Below are 20,803 nucleotides of genomic sequence, written 5' to 3'. Positions count from 1 at the left end.
TTAGCCGGGATTTCACGAATTATGTTTTGTAGGAAATGTAACGAACATAGTTGTCGCTAAATGATAATTAATATCGTTTGGAGTGGTTTCGTAACTGTTTAACGGGTCAGTAGTTGGGAAGTTGTCTTATATGCGCGTTACTGCAAGTAGCGGCGGCGCCCGTTTTAGCCGATTTTTGCGATGCGGATACCGCTCTGGATCAATGTTTTGCCTGACAGGCTGTGCCAATTCCTGAGGTACACGGAAATGCGCAGGCAAAAAAACGCCCCGAACCAGTCGGGGCGTCAGTTTTTCGGCAATGCGGTTAGCTTTCTATACGGTCCGCAAAGGCCGTTCGCTCAGGCGAAGTCGATCAGTGGAACTGTTCTTCTTCAGTCGAACCGGTCAGCGCGGTCACCGAGGACGTGCCGCCCTGGATCACGGTGGTCATGTCGTCGAAGTAGCCGGTGCCCACTTCCTGCTGGTGAGCCACGAAGGTGTAACCCTTGGCGGCGTCAGCGAACTCCTGCTCTTGCAGCTTCACGTAGGCAGTCATGTCGTTGCGGGCGTAGTCGTGCGCCAGGTTGAACATGCTGTGCCACATGTTGTGAATGCCGGCCAGGGTGATGAACTGGTGCTTGTAACCCATGGCGGACAGTTCGCGCTGGAACTTGGCGATGGTCGCGTCGTCCAGGTTTTTCTTCCAGTTGAAGGAAGGCGAGCAGTTGTACGACAGGATCTGGTCCGGGTATTCCTTTTTGATCGCTTCAGCGAAGCGGCGGGCTTCGTCCAGGTCCGGCTTGGCGGTTTCGCACCAGATCAGGTCGGCGTACGGCGCGTAGGCCAGGCCACGGGCGATTGCCTGGTCCAGACCGGCGCGAACCTTGTAGAAACCTTCCTGGGTACGTGTGCCAGTCACGAACGGCTGGTCGTACGGGTCGCAGTCGGAAGTCAGCAGGTCGGCAGCGTTGGCGTCGGTACGGGCCAGGATGATGGTCGGTACACCGGCAACGTCGGCAGCCAGACGGGCAGCGGTCAGCTTCTGCACAGCTTCCTGGGTTGGAACCAGAACCTTGCCGCCCATGTGGCCGCATTTCTTCACGGAAGCCAGCTGGTCTTCGAAGTGAACGCCGGCGGCGCCTGCTTCGATCATGCTCTTCATCAGCTCGTAGGCGTTCAGTACGCCGCCGAAGCCGGCTTCAGCGTCAGCCACGATTGGCGCGAAGTAGTCGATGTAGCCTTCGTCGCCCGGGTTCTTGCCGGCTTTCCACTGGATCTGGTCGGCACGACGGAACGAGTTGTTGATGCGCTTGACCACGGTTGGAACCGAGTCCACCGGGTACAGCGACTGGTCCGGGTACATCGATTCGGCAGAGTTGTTGTCCGCAGCGACTTGCCAGCCCGACAGGTAGATCGCCTGGATACCGGCTTTCACCTGCTGCACAGCCTGGCCACCGGTCAGGGCGCCCATGCAGTTGACGAAATCTTTCTCTGGGCGGAAGGACGGCTTGGCACCCTGGGTGACCAGGTTCCACAGCTTCTCGGCGCCCATTTTCGCAAAAGTGTGCTCTGGTTGAACCGAGCCACGCAGACGGACGACGTCAGCAGCGGAGTAATTGCGAGTCACGCCTTTCCAGCGCGGGTTTTCAGCCCAGTCTTTTTCAAGGGCTGCAATTTGCTGTTCGCGTGTCAGTGCCATGGAGATAAACCTCGTCGCGTCTTTATGAAAAGTTGTTCTGCGGTGGAAAATTCCTTGCGCTCGCTGACCAGAAGCTTAGGTGGTCAGGTCGGGTTCGGCGGGGCAGGCGACGGGATGAACGATGGGCTCGAGGGGAAGTGAGCAGGTAAAGGCGAACTGGCGGGCGCATTCGGGCGTCGTGGGCCTTTATGCGAACTACAGTGTAAAGCCGGGTTACCTAATTACGCTTCCGTCCCTCGGGACAACTTCGTTCCAGTCGGCAACCTCGTCAAACACACCTTGTGGGCGGTACAGACACGAAACGGCTCGCGGGGATGGGTGCGAGCATCGCTTCGAAGGCCCTTGCCAGGGCCTCTGATTAGCGGGAGCGAGGCCATCATGCCTTCGCTTTTTTGGCTCGTCAAACGTTTTGTAGTGCTTTTTTTCAAGCACTACATCTTTCGTCTAATACGACTAATCAGTCAGTTTTCGGTGCTTTAGTCCAGCGTGTCGACTTTGACCCGCAACGTCATGTCATCCCGGCCTTGAGTCGAGTAGCTGCGGGCCAGGCCCTGTTTGTCGGCCTGGGTCTGGCGATTCACGCCGGCGAGGGTGATCCATTCCCCCAGCCGCCCGGTGACAGTTGTGTCGGTGCTTTGCACGTTCACTACATCAGGACGTTCCTGGCTCATGCGGTCACGGTTGGTACTGATCGCCAGGTGAACGGTTTCGCCGGTGACGCTGGCGGTGACGTAAAAGCCCTGTGTGACGTTGCGATACTGAGTCTGGCTGCTGTAATCGCCGTAGGAGTTGGTCTGGCTACTGGTGATCGGCACGCTCTGGCCGACCTGGATCAGCGCCGGTGCACCTTCGCTGGCCTGGATCTGCTGAATGCCGCCGTCACGGCTGGCAGTGCTGCGGCTGATGATGCGGGTCTGCGCGCCGTTGACCGAATAGCCTTCGTCGCCACGACCGTTGTTTTCGTTGGTGTCGACCGTGATCAGCAAGCGCTTGGGCGCGGTGTCGAGCTGCGCGAGCAGGTCCTTGAGCTCTTCGATCTTGCCGGGCTCGGCCTTGACGATCAGCTGGTTGCCATAGGCGCTGACCTGGCCGTCCTTGCCAAGGAAATCCTGAGCCACCGGCAGCATGTCGGCGCTGGTGTGGTACTTGAGGGGCACGATTTCTGTGGCTGCCATCACCGAAAAACTGCAGCCGAGCAGCAGGGTGGTGAGCAGGGTGCGTAGGGACATGTCCGTTATCTCCGCTTTCGAAAGGCTTGATATTGCCAGTTTGTCGGCCCGGGGTGGGGCAAGTTGAATCGTAGACAGCAAAACGCCCCGGCATCCGAAAATGGCAGGGCGTTTTGTGGTGTTCTGAGGGGCCTCTTTGCGAGCAAGCCCGCTCCCACATTGGATCTCTGCCGGGCACAAAATCTGTGTTCGCAGGAGATCTCCTGTGGGAGCGGGCTCGCCCGCGAATGCCGCGACGCGGACTTATGCCGAGTGACGAACCATGTCGACATGCGGAATCCCTGCTTCGAGGAATTCCTCGCTGACCAGGTTGAAACCCAGGCGCACATAGAACGCCGTGGCCTGCACCTGGGCACTGAGCATCTGCTGCTTCAGGCCACGCTCCTCTGCTTCGGCGATGACCGCGTGCATCAGCGCATCGCCGACCTTCAGGCCGCGCCAGTCCTTCAGCACCGAAACCCGGCCAACATGCCCGTCGGGCAAAAGGCGGGCGGTGCCGATCGGAAAGTCGCCTTCGAAAGCCAAAAAATGCACCGCCGTGGCGTCATCGGCGTCCCACTCAAGCTCGGGTGGAACCGATTGTTCGGCAATGAACACCGTTTCGCGAATGCGGCGGATCTCGGCGTTGTCCTTTTGCCAGTCTGCAACACGTACGCGAATCTTATTCATCGTCGGCGAACCCCAGGCTTCCCTGTTTGACCAGTTCGCACAGCAGGCCGCGACCGTCTTCGTCGCTCAGCCAGTCACCGAGGTTGTCGGTGTGCAGGGCGTCGGCGGAGCAGATCAGCTTCAGCAGTTCGCGCAGCTTGCCCGGCAGGTAACGGCTCTGACCGCTGGCGAACAGCAGCAGATCATCATCGACGTCCGACCACGCCAGGCGCGCGCTCGGGTTGCGGATCAGGATGGCGCCGTCTTCGAGTGCGCCGAGAAGGTCTTCTTCCTCGACTTCTTCCGGACCGACCACCAATTCCGGGTAGCGCGGTTCGGTCATGTACTGGCCGAACCAGGTCAACAGCAGGCGTTCGTCGCTCATGTGTTCGGCGAGCAGGGCTTTCAGGCGGCCAAGGGCATCGTGCTGGATCTGATGTGGATCATCGCTGACCGGCTTGGCATCGGCGTCGGTGTAGCGCTCTTCGTCAGTCAGGAACTGGCTGAGGAAGTCGGTGAAATGGGTCAGCACTTCAGCGGCGCTTGGTGCGCGGAAGCCGACCGAGTAGGTCATGCAGTCATCGACGGCAACGCCGCAGTGAGCCAGGCGTGGCGGCAGGTAGAGCATGTCGCCAGGTTCCAGGACCCACTCTTCGGTCTCGTGGAATTCGGCGAGAATGCGCAGGTCCGCGTGTTGCAGCAGCGGGCTTTCGGAGTCGCACATCTGGCCGATTTTCCAGTTGCGCTTGCCGTGGCCTTGCAGCAGGAACACGTCGTAGTTGTCGAAGTGCGGGCCGACGCTGCCACCCGGAGCGGCGAAGCTGATCATCACGTCGTCGACGCGCCAGCTCGGCAGGAAGCGGAAGTTTTCCAGCAGCTCGCTGACTTCCGGCACGAACTGATCGACCGCCTGCACCAGCAGCGTCCACTCGCGTTCCGGCAGTTTGCTGAATTCGTCTTCGGCGAACGGGCCGCGACGCAGTTCCCATGGACGCTCGCCGTGCTCGATCACCAGGCGCGATTCAACTTCTTCTTCCAGGGCCAGGCCGGCGAGTTCGTCGGCGTCGATCGGGCTTTCGAAATCAGGAATCGCCTGACGGATCAGCAGTGGCTTTTTCTGCCAGTAATCGCGCATGAATTCGCGCGCCGTAAGACCACCCAGAAGTTGAAGAGGAATATCGGGATTCATATGTAACCTATTGAAAAAAAGCATTTTTCAGACGGGAATAAAAACGCCCGGCGCGGCCGGGCGTCTCAAACGGATCAAGCAGTCGATCAGATGCGTCTGGCTTGCGCTACAGCGTTGCCGATGTAGTTGGCCGGGGTCAGTTGCTTGAGCTCGGCTTTCGCTGCGGCCGGCATGTCCAGGCCATCGATGAAAGTCTGCAGCGCTTCAGGGCTGATGCCCTTGCCGCGAGTCAGTTCTTTCAGCTTCTCGTACGGGTTTTCGATGTTGTAGCGGCGCATCACGGTCTGGATCGGCTCGGCCAGGACTTCCCAGCAAGCGTCCAGATCGGCAGCGATCTTGTCAGCGTTCAGCTCGAGCTTGCTGATGCCTTTGAGGCTCGCTTCGTACGCGATCACGCTGTGGGCGAAGCCGACACCGAGGTTACGCAGAACGGTGGAGTCGGTCAGGTCGCGCTGCCAGCGGGAGATCGGCAGTTTGCTCGCCAGGTGCTGGAACAGTGCGTTGGCGATGCCCAGGTTGCCTTCGGAGTTTTCGAAATCGATCGGGTTGACCTTGTGCGGCATGGTCGACGAACCGATTTCGCCGGCGATGGTGCGCTGCTTGAAGTAACCCAGGGAGATGTAGCCCCAGATGTCACGGTCAAAGTCGATCAGGATGGTGTTGAAGCGCGCAATGGCGTCGAACAGCTCGGCGATGTAGTCGTGCGGCTCGATCTGCGTGGTGTACGGGTTGAAGCCCAGGCCCAGCTCGTCTTCGATGAAGGCACGGGCGTTGGCTTCCCAGTCGATCTGCGGGTAGGCCGACAGGTGAGCGTTGTAGTTGCCGACAGCGCCGTTGATCTTGCCCAGCAGTGGAACGGCAGCGACCTGGGCGATCTGACGCTCGAGACGGTAAACCACGTTCGCCAGCTCTTTACCCAGGGTGGTCGGCGAAGCCGGCTGACCGTGGGTGCGCGACAGCATCGGCACGTCGGCGAAGCGGATGGCCAGTTCGCGGATGGCGTTGGCAGTCTGGCGCATCAGCGGCAGCATCACGTCGTCACGGCCTTCGCGCAGCATCAGGGCGTGGGACAGGTTGTTGATGTCCTCGCTGGTGCAGGCGAAGTGGATGAATTCGCTGACCTTGGCCAGCTCCGGCAGTTTGGCCGCCTGCTCCTTGAGCAGGTATTCGATCGCTTTTACGTCGTGGTTGGTGGTGCGCTCGATCTCTTTCACGCGCTCGGCGTGCTCCAGCGAGAAGTTTTCGGCCAGTTCATTCAGAACGGCGTTGGCTTCGGCGGAGAAGGCTGGCACTTCCGGGATGCCGGCGTGAGCGGCCAGGCGCTGGAGCCAGCGCACTTCAACCAGAACGCGGGCACGGATCAGACCGTACTCGCTGAAAATTGGGCGCAGGGCCTGGGTTTTGCCGGCGTAGCGGCCGTCAACAGGGGAAACCGCAGTGAGCGAAGAGAGCTGCATGGGGTGTTCTCGGACAGTCGGGCAACGAAATGGGGCGCGTATCATACATGAAAAAATCCGCCGGTCCGTCGCCAACTGACCGGCGTATTACGCGTTACAGACTACAAAGCTTTTATTGCGCGGCGATTTACTCGCTGCGCATCAACGGATACAGCTCTTTGAGCAATTTGCGCCGGCTGACGACCAACTGCCAGCGGTGACCGCCGAGCTGGCGCCACAGGCGTGCCGAACGAATGCCGGCGAGCAGCAGGGCGCGGATCTTCGAGGCATTGCTCGGCTGCTGTAGATTGCGCATGTCGCCATGCACCTGAATGCGTTGGCGTAGCGTGCTCAAGGTGTCCTGATACAGCGCACCGCAGGCCGCGATCACGTTTTCGTGGGCCGGGCCGAAGTGCTCGACCTGCGACTGGATCTGCGGCAAGCGCTTGCCGATCACGTCGAGCATGTCGTTGCGTTTGGCCAGTTGCCGCTCAAGGCCGAGCATCGACAGGGCGTAGCGCAGCGGTTCGCGCTGCAAGGTACTCGGGTCGCGCTCGAGGGCGCCGATCAGCGCGCGGTAACCCTCGCGCAGGTTGATGTCGTCGCCGCCGTACACATCCAGGGTGTCTTTCGGGTCGCGAACCAGCAGGCTTCCGAGCATGCAGCTCAGGCCGGCTTCACTGGTCTGGCCGCTCTTGGCGATCCGGTCCACCAGCACGGCGGCGAGAAACACGCCGCCCAGAGCGGTCAATTGCTCCTGAGTCGGGCTCATGCCTGGCCGCTCCACGGCTCGGCGACTTCGATCACGCCGCCACCGAGGCAGATTTCACCGTCATAGAACACCACCGACTGGCCCGGCGTGACCGCGCGCTGCGGCTCGTCAAATACGGCGCGATAGCCGGTTTCGGTTTTCTCAAGGGTGCAGGCCTGATCGCTCTGGCGATAACGAACCTTGGCAGTCAGGCGCAGCGGCTGGCTCAGATCGATCGGGTTGACCCAATAGATTTCCGAGGCGAGCAGGGCACTGGAGAACAGCCACGGATGGTTGTTGCCTTGGCCGACGATCAGCTCGTTGGTGTCCAGATCCTTGCGCAGCACGTACCACGGCTCATCGCCGGCATCTTTCAGGCCGCCGATGCCCAGGCCCTGACGCTGGCCGATGGTGTGGTACATCAAGCCGTGGTGACGGCCGATGACTTCACCTTCGGTGGTCTTGATCTCGCCCGGTTGCGCCGGCAGGTATTGCTTGAGGAAATCGCTGAAACGACGCTCGCCGATGAAGCAGATTCCGGTGGAATCCTTCTTCTTGGCGGTCGCCAGTTCGTATTTCTCGGCAATTGCACGGACTTGCGGCTTTTCCAGCTCGCCGACCGGGAACAGAGTCTTGGCGATCTGTTCGCCGCCGACGGCATGCAGGAAGTAGCTCTGATCCTTGTTCGGATCCAGGCCTTTGAGCAGCTCGGTGCGGCCCTCGATGTCGCGGCGACGCACATAGTGACCGGTGGCGATCAGGTCAGCGCCAAGCATCATGGCGTAGTCGAGGAACGCCTTGAACTTGATCTCGCGGTTGCACAGGATGTCCGGGTTCGGCGTGCGGCCAGCCTTGTATTCGGCCAGGAAGTGCTCGAACACGTTGTCCCAGTACTCGGCAGCGAAGTTGGCGGTGTGCAGCTTGATGCCGATCTTGTCGCACACGGCCTGGGCATCCGCCAGGTCGTCCATGGCGGTGCAGTATTCCGTTCCGTCGTCTTCTTCCCAGTTCTTCATGAACAGGCCTTCCACTTCATAGCCCTGCTCGATCAGCAGGAGAGCGGAAACGGAAGAGTCTACGCCGCCGGACATGCCGACAATGACGCGCTTCTTGGATGTGTCAGAAGGGGCTGGATCACGCATAGGGATTCAATGAGTGTCTTGAAAAAGGACGCGATTCTATCAGGCTCACGGCCTCAAGGCTAAAGGGAAGGGCGGATCAGTTCGAGGCCGAAGCGATTGCCGGCCAGATAATCATCGATGCATCGGATGATCAGCTCGCTGCGCCAGTTATCGCGCTGGGCCAATAATTCGTCGCGGGTCAGCCACTTGGCGCCGACGATGCCGTCGTCCAGCTGATAATCCGGGTGATGTTTCACGGCTTTGGCGCTGAAGCACACGCGCTGGTAAGTCACGCCGTTGCTCGGGGCGGTGTACAGATAAATGCCGACCACGGCGGTGGGTTCGACGTCCCAGCCGGTTTCTTCGAGGGTTTCGCGCACGGCGGCTTCGATCAGAGATTCGTCCGGATCCAGATGGCCGGCGGGCTGATTGAGCACGTTACGCCCTGCCTTGTGTTCCTCGACCATCAGGAAACGGCCGTTGTCCTCGACGATGGTGGCGACGGTGATGTGGGGGAGCCACTGCATTGATTGAATCTCCTGGGCGAAAGGCAGAAACACAAACCCCGGCGCATGGCCGGGGTTTGTGATGTTCCCTTTACAACCTTATACCAGCGCAGCGATGGCCGCGTTGAGGGTTGCGCTCGGGCGCATGGCCTTGCTGATCAGCTCGGCATTGGCGTGGTAGTAACCGCCGATGTCCACTGGCTTGCCTTGAACGGCGTTGAGCTCGGCGACGATGGTCGCTTCGTTCTCGGTCAGGGTCTTGGCCAGGGTCGCGAACTGCGCTTGCAATGCAGCGTCTTCAGTCTGGGCGGCCAGGGCTTGTGCCCAGTACATTGCCAGGTAGAAGTGGCTGCCGCGGTTGTCGATGTTGCCGACTTTGCGCGATGGCGACTTGTTATTGTCGAGGAACTGGCCAGTCGCCTGGTCCAGGGTCTTGGACAGAACCAGCGCTTTCGGGTTGTTGTAGTTCACACCCAAGTGCTCGAGAGAAGCAGCCAGGGCCAGGAATTCACCCAGCGAATCCCAGCGCAGGAAGTTCTCTTCGACCAGTTGCTGCACGTGCTTCGGAGCCGAACCGCCAGCGCCGGTTTCGAACAGGCCACCGCCGTTCATCAGCGGCACGATCGACAGCATCTTGGCACTGGTACCCAGTTCCATGATCGGGAACAGGTCGGTCAGGTAGTCGCGCAGTACGTTGCCGGTCACCGAAATGGTGTCCTTGCCTTCGCGGGTGCGCTGCAGGGTGTATTTCATGGCATCGACCGGCGCCATGATCTGGATGTCCAGACCGGCGGTGTCGTGATCCTTCAGGTAAGCCTGAACCTTCTCGATCACCACGCCGTCGTGGGCGCGCATCGGGTCCAGCCAGAAAATGGCTGGGGTTGCGCTTGCACGAGCGCGGTTGACGGCCAGTTTCACCCAGTCCTGGATCGGCGCGTCTTTGGTCTGGCACATGCGGAAGATGTCGCCGGCTTCAACAGCCTGTTCCATCAGCAGAGTGCCTTTGCTGTCGGTCACGCGAACCACGCCGTCGACCTTGATCTGGAAGGTCTTGTCGTGAGAGCCGTATTCTTCGGCCTTTTTAGCCATCAGGCCAACGTTTGGCACGCTGCCCATGGTGGTCGGATCGAAAGCGCCATTGGCTTTGCAATCTTCGATCACGGCCTGGTAGATGGTGGCGTAGCAACGATCCGGGATCACGGCCTTGGTGTCGTGCAGCTGGCCGTCGGTGCCCCACATCTTGCCGGAGTCACGGATCATGGCCGGCATCGAGGCGTCGACGATAACGTCGCTCGGCACGTGCAGGTTGGTGATGCCTTTGTCGGAGTTGACCATCGCCAGCGACGGACGAACGGCGTAGACCGCTTGCACGTCAGCTTCGATCTGGGCTTGCTGCTCGGCCGGCAGGGATTTGATGCGGGCGTACAGGTCGCCGATGCCGTTGTTCAGGTTGAAGCCGATTTCGGCCAGCACGTCGGCGTGCTTGGTCAGGGCGTCTTTATAGAACTCGGCAACGATCTGGCCGAACATGATCGGGTCGGAGACCTTCATCATGGTGGCTTTCAGGTGAACCGACAGCAGCACGCCTTGTTGCTTGGCGCTGTCAATTTCAGCGGCGATGAACGCACGCAGGGCCTTTTTGCTCATGACGGAGCAGTCGAGGATCTCGCCCGCCTGAACGGTGGTTTTTTCTTTCAGGACGGTGGCGGTGCCGTCTTTGGCGATCAGCTCGATCTTCACGGCGTCAGCGGCGTCGATCAGGGCGGCTTTTTCGCTGCCGTAGAAATCGCCGGTGCTCATGTGAGCGACGTGGGACTTGGAGTCCTTGGCCCAGGCGCCCATTTTGTGAGGGTGCTTGCGAGCATAGTTCTTGACCGACAGCGGAGCGCGACGGTCGGAGTTGCCTTCACGCAGAACCGGGTTCACGGCGCTGCCCTTGACCTTGTCGTAGCGCGCCTTGGCATCTTTGTCGGCGTCGCTGGTCACGGTTTCCGGGTAGTCCGGCAGGTTGTAGCCCTGGGCTTGCAGTTCTTTGATCGCGGCTTGCAGCTGCGGAACCGAGGCGCTGATGTTCGGCAGCTTGATGATGTTGGCTTCAGGCGTAACGGCCAGGTCGCCCAGTTCGGCGAGGTGGTCGGCTACGGCTTTGTCGCCCAGTTGCTCGGGGAAGCTGGCCAGAATACGCGCTGCAAGAGAGATATCGCGGGTTTCCACGGCGATATCGGCCGAGGCGGTGTAAGCCTCGATGATCGGCAGCAGGGAATAGGTGGCGAGGGCTGGAGCTTCGTCGGTGAAGGTATAGATGATCTTCGAGCGGGTGGGCATATTCGGATTAACTCTCTCTTCTTTGCTAAAGCGTGCGCAGAAACTCGAGGGGCGCCGGGTAAGCGCGTTCGTTCAAAGTCATCCATGAACCGAATGTCGAGAATCTTCGCGGTGATGTTGGGTGCATCAGTAGAGCATCAAGCAGTCGGACTGCGGTAACAACCCGACCAATCAGGCGGAAAGTCTCGTGCTAGAGAGGCCAGCCGTCGTGACCCTTTGGTCAGCGGGCGGCATTATACATAGGTAGCTGGCAATCTGCCGATGGTTCATATGCAACGATTCTCGTCCATTGGTCTAAAGGTCGCAGGGCGGGGTGGGGCGTAGAGTCGCCGTGAATGCTTGAGATTGGCGCTTTTCCCTTTGCTTTCAGGCTTGTACGAAACGAGATGTGGTCGCGCCCGGAACAGAGGGTTTGCGTGTTGATTCAACTGGGTTACGCTCGAACCAAGCCAGATGTTCAATCCAAACAATGGAGTTCAGCATGGGTTACAAGAAGATTCAGGTTCCAGCCGTCGGCGACAAAATCACCGTCAACGCAGACCATTCTCTCAATGTCCCTGATAACCCGATCATTCCCTTCATCGAAGGTGACGGCATTGGCGTCGACGTCAGCCCTGTGATGATCAAAGTGGTTGATGCTGCCGTAGAAAAAGCCTACGGGGGCAAGCGCAAGATTTCCTGGATGGAGGTTTATGCTGGCGAAAAAGCAACTCAGGTCTATGACCAGGACACCTGGCTGCCCCAGGAAACCCTGGACGCGGTCAAGGATTACGTGGTTTCCATCAAGGGCCCGCTGACCACCCCGGTTGGTGGCGGCATCCGTTCCCTCAACGTTGCCCTGCGCCAACAGCTCGATCTCTATGTCTGCCTGCGCCCTGTGGTGTGGTTCGAAGGCGTGCCGAGCCCGGTGAAAAAGCCTGGCGACGTCGACATGGTGATCTTCCGCGAGAACTCCGAAGACATTTATGCCGGTATCGAATGGAAGGCCGGTTCCCCTGAGGCCACCAAGGTCATCAAGTTCCTGAAAGAAGAAATGGGTGTCACCAAGATCCGTTTCGACCAGGACTGCGGCATCGGCATCAAGCCGGTTTCGAAAGAAGGCACCAAGCGTCTGGTGCGCAAGGCCCTGCAATACGTGGTGGACAACGACCGCAAGTCGCTGACCATCGTGCACAAGGGCAACATCATGAAATTCACCGAAGGTGCCTTCAAGGACTGGGGTTACGAGGTGGCGAAGGAAGAATTCGGCGCCGAGCTGCTCGATGGCGGCCCATGGATGAAATTCAAGAACCCTAAAACCGGCCGTGAAGTCGTCGTCAAGGACGCCATCGCCGACGCCATGCTTCAGCAGATCCTGCTGCGTCCGGCCGAATACGACGTGATCGCCACCCTCAACCTCAACGGTGACTACCTGTCCGATGCCTTGGCGGCGGAAGTGGGCGGTATCGGCATCGCGCCGGGCGCCAACCTGTCCGACACCGTGGCCATGTTCGAGGCAACCCACGGTACCGCGCCGAAATATGCCGGCAAGGACCAGGTCAACCCCGGTTCGGTGATTCTGTCGGCGGAGATGATGCTGCGCCACCTGGGCTGGACCGAGGCGGCCGACCTGATCATCAAGGGCACCAACGGCGCGATCAAGGCCAAGACCGTGACCTACGACTTCGAACGTCTGATGGAAGGCGCCACGCTGGTGTCTTCTTCGGGCTTCGGTGAAGCGTTGATCAAGCACATGTAAGAACGGCAACTGCAACGAAACCGCCCGGCTCGAGTGATCGAGCCGGGCGGTTTGTTTTCTGGCAGGTGTTCGGGTTGTTTCAGCTGGTCACTGACTGGTGATGAGCAGCGGCCGAGGCGGCATCTTTTGCGGCTTCGACATTCTGAATTTTTGTGGCGTGAAGGCCTTTGGGCCCTTGCACGATCTCGAATTTGACGATCTGCCCGGCTTTGAGGGTCTTGTATCCGTCCATTTCAATGGCGGAATAGTGGGCAAAGAAGTCGATCTCCTTGCCGTCCTCGTCCTTTCCCTCGTGGGAGTCGGTATTAATGAAACCGAACCCCTTGGCATTGTTGAACCATTTCACCTTGCCGACAGCCATGCTCAAATCCCTCTGCAACAGTCTCCATCGCTGGAGTATCATCCAATTCATCCGCAGTCGAATCCGTTAAAAAGATTGACTCCGCGGATCTTTTTTCCCCACTGTGGGTTCTATTGGTTGTAACACCGTTTTCCCGATAGTCAAGGTGACCGGGCAGTCGGAGTTGAAAACGTGTCAAGCCGCCCCCACCACTGTATTTGCACAACTGACGAACCTTTCTTTCCATGCATGCAATCAGCCAGATTCGACTAACATTCAATCAGGATCGCCCGCTTCTCCAAAAGGATCTTCCACAGGAGCACGACGACGATTCGGCAGGCGTTGCTGTTCAGGAAGCAAAGCCTGCGTTACAGGCGCCGCCGATGTACAAGGTGGTTTTGTTCAATGATGACTACACACCGATGGATTTCGTCGTCGAAGTGCTCGAGGTGTTTTTTAACCTGAATCGCGAGCTGGCGACCAAGGTCATGCTGGCCGTCCACACAGAAGGGCGGGCAGTATGTGGAGTGTTTACCCGCGACATCGCCGAGACAAAGGCCATGCAGGTCAACCAGTACGCCAGGGAAAGCCAGCATCCGCTACTCTGTGAAATCGAGAAGGACGGTTAATCGCCGACCACTTGGGTATGAGGTGAAGCTATGTTAAACCGCGAGCTCGAAGTCACCCTCAATCTTGCCTTCAAGGAGGCACGTTCGAAACGTCATGAATTCATGACCGTCGAACACCTGCTGCTGGCCCTATTGGACAATGAGGCTGCCGCCACCGTATTGCGTGCCTGCGGCGCAAACCTCGACAAACTCAAGCACGACCTGCAGGAGTTCATCGACTCCACCACGCCACTGATCCCCGTCCACGACGAGGATCGCGAAACCCAACCAACCCTGGGCTTCCAGCGTGTGCTGCAACGTGCTGTCTTTCATGTGCAGAGCTCGGGCAAACGCGAAGTGACCGGCGCCAACGTGCTGGTTGCAATCTTCAGTGAGCAAGAGAGTCAGGCGGTGTTCCTGCTGAAACAGCAGAGCGTTGCACGCATTGATGTCGTCAACTATATCGCCCACGGCATTTCCAAAGTGCCGGGGCATGGCGATCACTCTGAAGGTGAACAAGATATGCAGGACGACGAGGGCGGTGAGTCTTCTTCTTCAGGCAATCCGCTGGACGCTTATGCCAGCAACCTCAACGAACTCGCACGCCAGGGCCGGATCGATCCGCTGGTCGGGCGCGAGACGGAAGTCGAGCGTGTCGCGCAGATTCTCGCGCGCCGTCGCAAGAACAATCCGCTGCTGGTAGGCGAGGCTGGCGTGGGTAAAACCGCGATTGCCGAAGGCCTGGCCAAGCGCATTGTCGACAACCAGGTGCCGGATCTGCTGGCCAACAGCGTCGTTTACTCCCTCGATCTGGGCGCTCTGCTCGCGGGCACCAAGTATCGCGGTGATTTCGAGAAACGCTTCAAGGCGCTGCTCAATGAACTGAAAAAACGTCCGCAGGCGATCCTGTTCATCGACGAGATCCACACCATCATCGGTGCGGGTGCTGCGTCAGGTGGCGTGATGGATGCCTCGAACCTGCTCAAGCCGCTGCTGTCGTCTGGCGACATTCGCTGCATCGGCTCGACCACGTTCCAGGAATTCCGTGGCATCTTCGAAAAAGACCGTGCCCTGGCGCGTCGTTTCCAGAAGGTCGATGTCGTCGAGCCGTCGGTGGAAGACACCATCGGTATCCTGCGCGGCCTGAAAGGGCGTTTCGAACAGCACCACAACATCGAATACAGCGATGAGTCGCTGCGCGCCGCTGCGGAACTGGCTTCGCGCTACATCAATGACCGGCACATGCCGGACAAGGCCATCGACGTGATCGACGAGGCGGGCGCCTATCAGCGTCTGCAACCGGTCGAGAAGCGTGTGAAACGCATCGAAGTGCCTGAAGTCGAGGACATCGTTGCGAAAATCGCGCGGATTCCGCCGAAGCACGTCACCAGCTCCGACAAGGAGCTGCTGCGTAACCTCGAGCGTGACCTGAAGCTGACGGTGTTTGGTCAGGACGCGGCGATCGATTCGCTGTCGACTGCGATCAAACTGTCCCGTGCCGGTCTCAAGTCGCCTGACAAACCTGTTGGCTCGTTCCTGTTCGCAGGACCGACCGGTGTTGGTAAAACCGAAGCCGCGCGTCAATTGGCCAAGGCGTTGGGGATCGAGCTGGTGCGCTTCGACATGTCCGAGTACATGGAGCGCCACACCGTATCGCGTCTGATCGGTGCGCCTCCGGGTTATGTCGGCTTTGACCAGGGCGGTCTGTTGACCGAGGCGATCACCAAGCAACCGCATTGCGTATTGCTGCTCGACGAGATCGAGAAGGCGCATCCGGAAGTCTTCAACCTGCTGCTGCAGGTGATGGACCACGGCACGCTGACCGACAACAACGGGCGCAAGGCGGACTTCCGCAACGTGATCGTGATCATGACCACCAACGCCGGTGCTGAAACGGCGGCGCGTGCTTCGATCGGTTTCACTCATCAGGATCATTCGTCCGATGCGATGGAAGTGATCAAGAAGAGCTTCACGCCGGAATTCCGCAACCGCCTGGATACCATCATTCAGTTTGGTCGCCTCAGTCATGAGGTCATCAAAAGCGTGGTGGACAAGTTCCTCACCGAGCTTCAGGCGCAGCTGGAAGACAAGCGGGTGCTTCTGGAAGTTACCGATGCGGCGCGCAGTTGGCTGGCGGCCGGTGGTTACGATTCGGCCATGGGCGCTCGTCCGATGGCGCGTCTGATCCAGGACAAGATCAAGCGTCCGTTGGCGGAGGAAATTCTGTTTGGCGAGCTGGCCGAGCATGGCGGTGTGGTTCACATCGACATCAAGGATGGTGAGTTGACGTTTGACTTCGAGACCACTGCAGAAATGGCTTGATGGTTGTTGGTCTGTTGTAAAGCGAAAGGCGCCTTTTGGGCGCCTTTTTGCTGTCTGCGGTTTTTGATTTGGGGGTATATCCGTTACCGCAGCAACGGATATTCACCCAAAACTCAAGCACAAAGCCAAAACGCCAAAACCCGGACAAACAAAAACGCCCGGCAAATGCCGGGCGTCTTGTATTGACTTGATTAGCGAGCGCGGTAAGTAATACGCCCTTTGCTCAAGTCATAGGGCGTCAGCTCGACGCGCACTTTGTCACCGGTAAGAATACGAATGTAGTTCTTGCGCATCTTGCCGGAAATATGCGCGGTTACGACGTGCCCATTTTCCAACTCCACACGAAACATGGTGTTGGGCAGGGTGTCGACGACAGTGCCTTCCATTTCGAAGCTGTCTTCTTTCGACATGCAGTAAAGCCCTCGGTATCCAATGAATGGCCCGGTGCAACTGCGCCAGGCAAAAGCGGCGTGCATTGTGCCCGAAAAATGGGGTTTACGCCAAGAGGTTTAGGGTTTGCGTTTAGTTCAGGATGACCCAGCGCTGATTGATCAGCAGTTCGATAGGTCGATATTGGGTCTTGTAGTTCATCTTTTTGCAGTTTTTGATCCAGTAACCCAGGTACACCGCCTCAAGCCCCAGCCGCTGGGCTTCGGCGATTTGCCAGAGGATCGCGTAGCGCCCGAGGCTGCGGCGTTCTTCCTGCGGTTCGTAAAAGGTGTAGACCGCCGACAGGCCGTTTGGAAGCAGATCGGTGACGGCGACCGCCAGCAACCGTCCGTCGAGCCGGAACTCGTAGAAGCGTGAGAAGGGCAGGTCGCGTACCAGAAAAGTCGAGAATTGATCGCGGCTCGGCGGGTACATGTCGCCATCGGCGTGGCGCTGTTCGATGTAGCGTTGATAGAGGTCGAAGTATTCTTCGCTGAACGCCGGCTTGACCGGGCGCACCTGCAAATCGATGTTGCGCTTGAAGATGCGTTTCTGCTGCCGGTTGGGGTTGAACTGCGCCACCGGAATGCGCGCAGGCACGCAGGCATTGCAGTTCTGGCAATGCGGGCGGTACAGATGGTCGCCGCTGCGACGAAAGCCCATTTCTGACAGGTCTGCGTAGACATGCACATCCATGGGCTGGCTCGGATCGAGAAACAGGGTCGTGGCCTGTTCCTCGGGCAGATAACTGCAAGAGTGAGGCTGAGTGGCATAAAACTTCAACCGCGCCAACTCGGTCATGATCAACCCTCAAGGGTAAGCTGGTGAATTAAGTGTAAGCCACGCGCGCAAAAGTCGCTCAGCAAACCCAGGTCGCATGATGGGGTTGATCGAGGTGTCGGGCCAGATAGTCGGCAAACGTCTGTCGTGAAATGGCCCGGGCGCCAAGGCTGTGCAGGTGGTCAGTCGGCATCTGGCAGTCGATCAGCACGAAACCCGCTTCTTTCAGATGTTGCACCAGTGTGGCAAAGCCGTATTTGGAGGCATTGTCCGCGCGGCTGAACATCGACTCGCCGAAGAACAGCTGCCCCATCGCCAGGCCATACAGGCCGCCCACCAGTTCGCCCTCATCCCAGACTTCCACCGAATGGGCAAAGCCGCGTCGATGCAGTTCGATATAAGCGTCCTGCATCGCTTCGGTGATCCAGGTGCCATCGGCGTATTCCCGTGGAGCGGCGCAGGCGCGGATCACGGCGTCGAAATCCTGATCGAAGGTCACTTGATAACGCTGTTTGCGCATCAATTTGCCGAGGCTGCGCGAGACGTGCAGTTCGTCGGGAAACAGGACGGTACGCGGATCCGGCGACCACCAGAGAATCGGCTGACCTTCGGAAAACCATGGAAAGCAGCCATGGCGATAGGCCTGGATCAAGCGATCGGCGGACAGGTCGCCACCGGCCGCCAGCAATCCGTTGGGATCGCGCATGGCCTTTTCCAGTGGCGGGAAAGTCAGTGAATTGCGTTGTAACCAAGTCAGCATGGCGTCCAGGCTTGCAGAAGGGGAGGGCGGTGGGCGCTGGGCCCGCGGTAAAGTGTGCCGGGAAATGTCGTGAATGTCCTCCGTTACAGTGCGGCTTTTGCGTAGCTGCAACTTGAGCACCCGGATGCGGTCGTAATCGGGCGTTGCACCGGTGCGGGCGAGGTTGTCGATGCCAATGTGTGGCGCTCAGGGGAGATGAGGCGCGAATGCTTCGCTACGTTCATCAAATACACCTCATAAGCCTTTGTCACAAAAGGTAATGCGTGCTCAAATTGAACGCCGGGTGTTGTGCGTTTGGCTATGCTTGAACCTGGGGCCTGGAAGCATGGCATCGAACGCGCAAACCCGTACAATGCCGGGCTGTTACAGAATATTCGCCGCGTGCCGTGTTTATAAAAGGCGGGGCGCAGTGTTAAAAGTAGTCTCCGTTGCGCCCGTCAATTTTTTTACCTGCCTGGATTGGGCAGTTTTTTATCGTCATTCAATAGATGGACGCGCCTCTGGCGCAGGAAAAGAAGCGTTTTGAAGAAATCCACGGAAGCACCAAAAACAGTCGTTCCGCTCTGGCGTCAACAGTTGCACTACCGGCTCAAGGAAGGTGCATTGATCGCCATCGGCGCCTTGTGCCTGTTCCTGATGATGGCGTTGCTGACCTACGGCAAGGACGATCCGGGCTGGAGCCACAACAGCAAGATCGACGACGTGCAGAACTTCGGCGGTCCGGCCGGTTCCTACAGCGCCGACATCCTGTTCATGGTGCTGGGTTATTTCGCGTACATCTTCCCGTTGCTGCTGGCGATCAAGGCGTATCAGATCTTCCGTCAGCGTCACGAGCCATGGCAGTGGAGCGGCTGGCTGTTTTCCTGGCGCCTGATCGGCCTGGTGTTTCTGGTGTTGTCCGGCGCCGCGCTGGCGCACATCCATTTCCACGCTGCCACTGGTTTGCCCGCTGGCGCCGGTGGCGCGCTGGGAGAAAGCCTCGGTGATCTGGCCCGCAATGCCCTGAACATTCAGGGCAGCACGTTGCTGTTCATCGCACTGTTCCTGTTCGGCCTGACGGTGTTCACCGACCTTTCTTGGTTCAAGGTGATGGACATCACCGGCAAGATCACCCTCGATCTGTTCGAACTGTTCCAGGGCGCGGTCAACCGCTGGTGGTCGGCGCGTACCGAGCGCAAACAACTGGTCGCGCAACTGCGTGAAGTCGATGATCGCGTGCACGACGTGGTTGCACCGACGGTCACCGACAAGCGCGAGCAGGCCAAGGTCAAGGAACGTCTGATCGAGCGCGAGCAGGCTCTGAGCAAGCACATGTCCGAGCGCGAGAAACAGGTTCCGCCGGTCATCGCCCCGGCCCCGGTCAAGGCGCCGGAGCCAAGCAAGCGCGTGCAGAAAGAGAAGCAGGTGCCGTTGTTCGTCGACAGCGCCGTGGAAGGCACCTTGCCGCCGATCTCGATTCTCGATCCTGCGGAAAAGAAACAACTCAATTATTCGCCCGAATCCCTGGCAGCGGTCGGCCACTTGCTGGAGATCAAGCTCAAGGAATTCGGCGTTGAAGTCGCCGTGGATTCGATCCATCCCGGCCCGGTCATTACCCGTTACGAAATCCAGCCTGCTGCGGGCGTGAAGGTCAGCCGTATCGCCAACCTGGCGAAAGACCTTGCACGTTCGCTGGCCGTGACCAGCGTGCGGGTGGTCGAAGTGATTCCGGGCAAAACCACGGTCGGTATCGAGATTCCCAACGAAGACCGGCAGATCGTGCGCTTCTCCGAAGTGCTGTCGACGCCTGAGTACGACAACTTCAAATCGCCGGTCACCCTGGCCCTGGGCCACGATATCGGCGGCAAACCGGTCATCACCGACCTGGCGAAGATGCCGCACCTGCTGGTGGCCGGTACCACCGGTTCCGGTAAGTCGGTGGGCGTGAACGCGATGATCCTGTCGATCCTGTTCAAGTCCGGCCCGGATGACGCCAAGCTGATCATGATCGACCCGAAAATGCTCGAGCTGTCGATCTACGAAGGCATTCCGCACCTGCTGTGCCCGGTCGTGACCGACATGAAGGACGCCGCCAACGCCCTGCGCTGGAGCGTGGCCGAGATGGAGCGTCGCTACAAACTGATGGCGAAGATGGGCGTGCGAAACCTGTCCGGCTTCAACGCCAAGGTCAAGGAAGCCCAGGACGCCGGCGAGCCGCTGAGCGATCCGCTGTACAAACGCGAAAGCATCCACGACGAAGCGCCGCTGCTGCAGAAGCTGCCGACCATCGTCGTGGTCGTGGACGAATTCGCCGACATGATGATGATCGTCGGCAAGAAGGTAGAAGAACTGATCGCCCGTATCGCCCAGAAGGCGCGTGCGGCCGGTATTCACCTGATCCTCGCGACCCAGCGGCCATCGGTAGACGTGATCACCGGTCTGATCAAGGCCAACATCCCGACGCGGATGGCGTTCCAGGTATCGAGCAAGATCGACTCCCGGACCATCATCGACCAGGGCGGCGCCGAACAACTGCTCGGCCACGGTGACATGCTCTACATGCCGCCGGGCACCAGCCTGCCGATCCGGGTTCACGGCGCATTTGTGTCCGACGATGAAGTTCACCGGGTGGTTGAAGCCTGGAAACTGCGCGGCGCGCCGGAATACAACGACGACATCCTCAACGGTGTCGAAGAGGCGGGCAGTGGTTTTGAAGGCAGCAGCGGCGGCGGTGACGGCGATGATCCGGAAGCCGACGCGCTGTACGACGAAGCCGTGCAGTTCGTGCTGGAAAGCCGTCGTGCCTCCATCTCCGCTGTACAGCGCAAGCTGAAGATCGGCTACAACCGTGCCGCGCGCATGATCGAAGCCATGGAAATGGCCGGGGTCGTGACGTCGATGAACACCAACGGTTCCCGCGAAGTCCTGGCCCCTGGCCCGGTACGCGACTGATTCGATACCCTG

Annotated in this window: 17 protein-coding genes; 4 read left to right on the top strand and 13 right to left on the bottom strand. The window is 59.2% G+C overall.

Annotated elements, in window-relative coordinates; genetic code table 11:
• Positions 1 to 352: 352 nt before the first annotated feature.
• The 9 genes from aceA to KJY40_RS18595 all read right to left on the bottom strand — a co-directional run bounded on the left by aceA (position 353) and on the right by KJY40_RS18595 (position 10,883).
• Entirely contained in the window at positions 353 to 1,678 is a 1,326-nt protein-coding gene (gene aceA / locus KJY40_RS18635; protein ID WP_011334956.1) for an isocitrate lyase, read from the bottom strand.
• 476 nt (positions 1,679 to 2,154) lie between these two features.
• Entirely contained in the window at positions 2,155 to 2,907 is a 753-nt protein-coding gene (locus KJY40_RS18630) for a secretin N-terminal domain-containing protein (RefSeq protein WP_230731683.1), read from the bottom strand.
• Positions 2,908 to 3,150: 243 nt separating this feature from the next.
• The gene (locus KJY40_RS18625) at positions 3,151 to 3,576 is read right to left on the bottom strand and encodes a GNAT family N-acetyltransferase (protein ID WP_230731680.1); all 426 of its coding nucleotides are present in this window, start codon (positions 3,574 to 3,576) and stop codon (positions 3,151 to 3,153) included.
• Positions 3,569 to 4,744, bottom strand: coding sequence for a ribosomal protein uL16 3-hydroxylase (locus KJY40_RS18620; protein WP_007951451.1), 1,176 nt, complete (start codon positions 4,742 to 4,744; stop codon positions 3,569 to 3,571). The genes KJY40_RS18625 and KJY40_RS18620 overlap by 8 nt, the downstream gene beginning before the upstream one ends.
• A gap of 86 nt (positions 4,745 to 4,830) precedes the next feature.
• Positions 4,831 to 6,201, bottom strand: coding sequence for an adenylosuccinate lyase (gene purB, locus KJY40_RS18615; RefSeq protein WP_230731678.1), 1,371 nt, complete (start codon positions 6,199 to 6,201; stop codon positions 4,831 to 4,833).
• Positions 6,202 to 6,328: 127 nt separating this feature from the next.
• Complete coding sequence (gene hflD, locus KJY40_RS18610) at positions 6,329 to 6,952, bottom strand: high frequency lysogenization protein HflD (RefSeq protein WP_230731676.1); 624 nt, start codon at positions 6,950 to 6,952, stop codon at positions 6,329 to 6,331.
• Positions 6,949 to 8,073 (bottom strand): tRNA 2-thiouridine(34) synthase MnmA, encoded by a 1,125-nt coding sequence (mnmA, locus tag KJY40_RS18605; RefSeq protein WP_230731673.1) that lies wholly within the window; start codon positions 8,071 to 8,073, stop codon positions 6,949 to 6,951. The genes hflD and mnmA overlap by 4 nt, the downstream gene beginning before the upstream one ends.
• A gap of 59 nt (positions 8,074 to 8,132) precedes the next feature.
• The gene (locus KJY40_RS18600) at positions 8,133 to 8,579 is read right to left on the bottom strand and encodes an NUDIX hydrolase (RefSeq protein WP_230731671.1); all 447 of its coding nucleotides are present in this window, start codon (positions 8,577 to 8,579) and stop codon (positions 8,133 to 8,135) included.
• 78 nt (positions 8,580 to 8,657) lie between these two features.
• Positions 8,658 to 10,883, bottom strand: a complete 2,226-nt coding sequence (locus KJY40_RS18595; protein WP_230731668.1) for an NADP-dependent isocitrate dehydrogenase — start codon at positions 10,881 to 10,883, stop codon at positions 8,658 to 8,660.
• A gap of 481 nt (positions 10,884 to 11,364) precedes the next feature.
• Between KJY40_RS18595 and icd the strand changes: the two genes are divergently transcribed.
• On the top strand, positions 11,365 to 12,621 hold the full coding sequence (gene icd, locus KJY40_RS18590) for an NADP-dependent isocitrate dehydrogenase (protein ID WP_007951441.1): 1,257 nt from the start codon (positions 11,365 to 11,367) through the stop codon (positions 12,619 to 12,621).
• Between the two features lie 79 nt (positions 12,622 to 12,700).
• Here the strand turns inward: icd and KJY40_RS18585 are convergent, their stop codons facing one another.
• The gene (locus tag KJY40_RS18585) at positions 12,701 to 12,982 is read right to left on the bottom strand and encodes a cold shock domain-containing protein (protein WP_230731665.1); all 282 of its coding nucleotides are present in this window, start codon (positions 12,980 to 12,982) and stop codon (positions 12,701 to 12,703) included.
• Positions 12,983 to 13,206: 224 nt separating this feature from the next.
• Here KJY40_RS18585 and clpS point away from each other — a divergent pair, with 224 nt between their 5' ends.
• Positions 13,207 to 13,590: an ATP-dependent Clp protease adapter ClpS gene (gene clpS, locus KJY40_RS18580; RefSeq protein ID WP_011334948.1), complete on the top strand. Its 384-nt coding sequence runs from the start codon at positions 13,207 to 13,209 to the stop codon at positions 13,588 to 13,590.
• Positions 13,591 to 13,620: 30 nt separating this feature from the next.
• On the top strand, positions 13,621 to 15,891 hold the full coding sequence (clpA, locus tag KJY40_RS18575) for an ATP-dependent Clp protease ATP-binding subunit ClpA (RefSeq protein ID WP_007951436.1): 2,271 nt from the start codon (positions 13,621 to 13,623) through the stop codon (positions 15,889 to 15,891).
• Between the two features lie 191 nt (positions 15,892 to 16,082).
• Here clpA and infA read toward each other — a convergent pair whose 3' ends face one another.
• From infA to aat, 3 genes are all read right to left on the bottom strand, one after another.
• Positions 16,083 to 16,301, bottom strand: coding sequence for a translation initiation factor IF-1 (gene infA / locus KJY40_RS18570; RefSeq protein WP_002553999.1), 219 nt, complete (start codon positions 16,299 to 16,301; stop codon positions 16,083 to 16,085).
• A gap of 112 nt (positions 16,302 to 16,413) precedes the next feature.
• Positions 16,414 to 17,121 (bottom strand): arginyltransferase, encoded by a 708-nt coding sequence (locus tag KJY40_RS18565; RefSeq protein ID WP_007958178.1) that lies wholly within the window; start codon positions 17,119 to 17,121, stop codon positions 16,414 to 16,416.
• Positions 17,122 to 17,179: 58 nt separating this feature from the next.
• Complete coding sequence (aat, locus tag KJY40_RS18560) at positions 17,180 to 17,860, bottom strand: leucyl/phenylalanyl-tRNA--protein transferase (RefSeq protein WP_230731663.1); 681 nt, start codon at positions 17,858 to 17,860, stop codon at positions 17,180 to 17,182.
• A 522-nt stretch (positions 17,861 to 18,382) separates the two neighbouring features.
• Here aat and KJY40_RS18555 point away from each other — a divergent pair.
• Positions 18,383 to 20,791: a DNA translocase FtsK gene (locus KJY40_RS18555; protein ID WP_230731661.1), complete on the top strand. Its 2,409-nt coding sequence runs from the start codon at positions 18,383 to 18,385 to the stop codon at positions 20,789 to 20,791.
• Positions 20,792 to 20,803: the final 12 nt, after the last annotated feature.

This window comes from Pseudomonas fitomaticsae (assembly GCF_021018765.1).
In the GTDB taxonomy this organism is placed as follows: Bacteria; Pseudomonadota; Gammaproteobacteria; order Pseudomonadales; family Pseudomonadaceae; genus Aquipseudomonas; species Aquipseudomonas fitomaticsae.
This window is presented reverse-complemented; position numbering and strand designations above follow the sequence as displayed.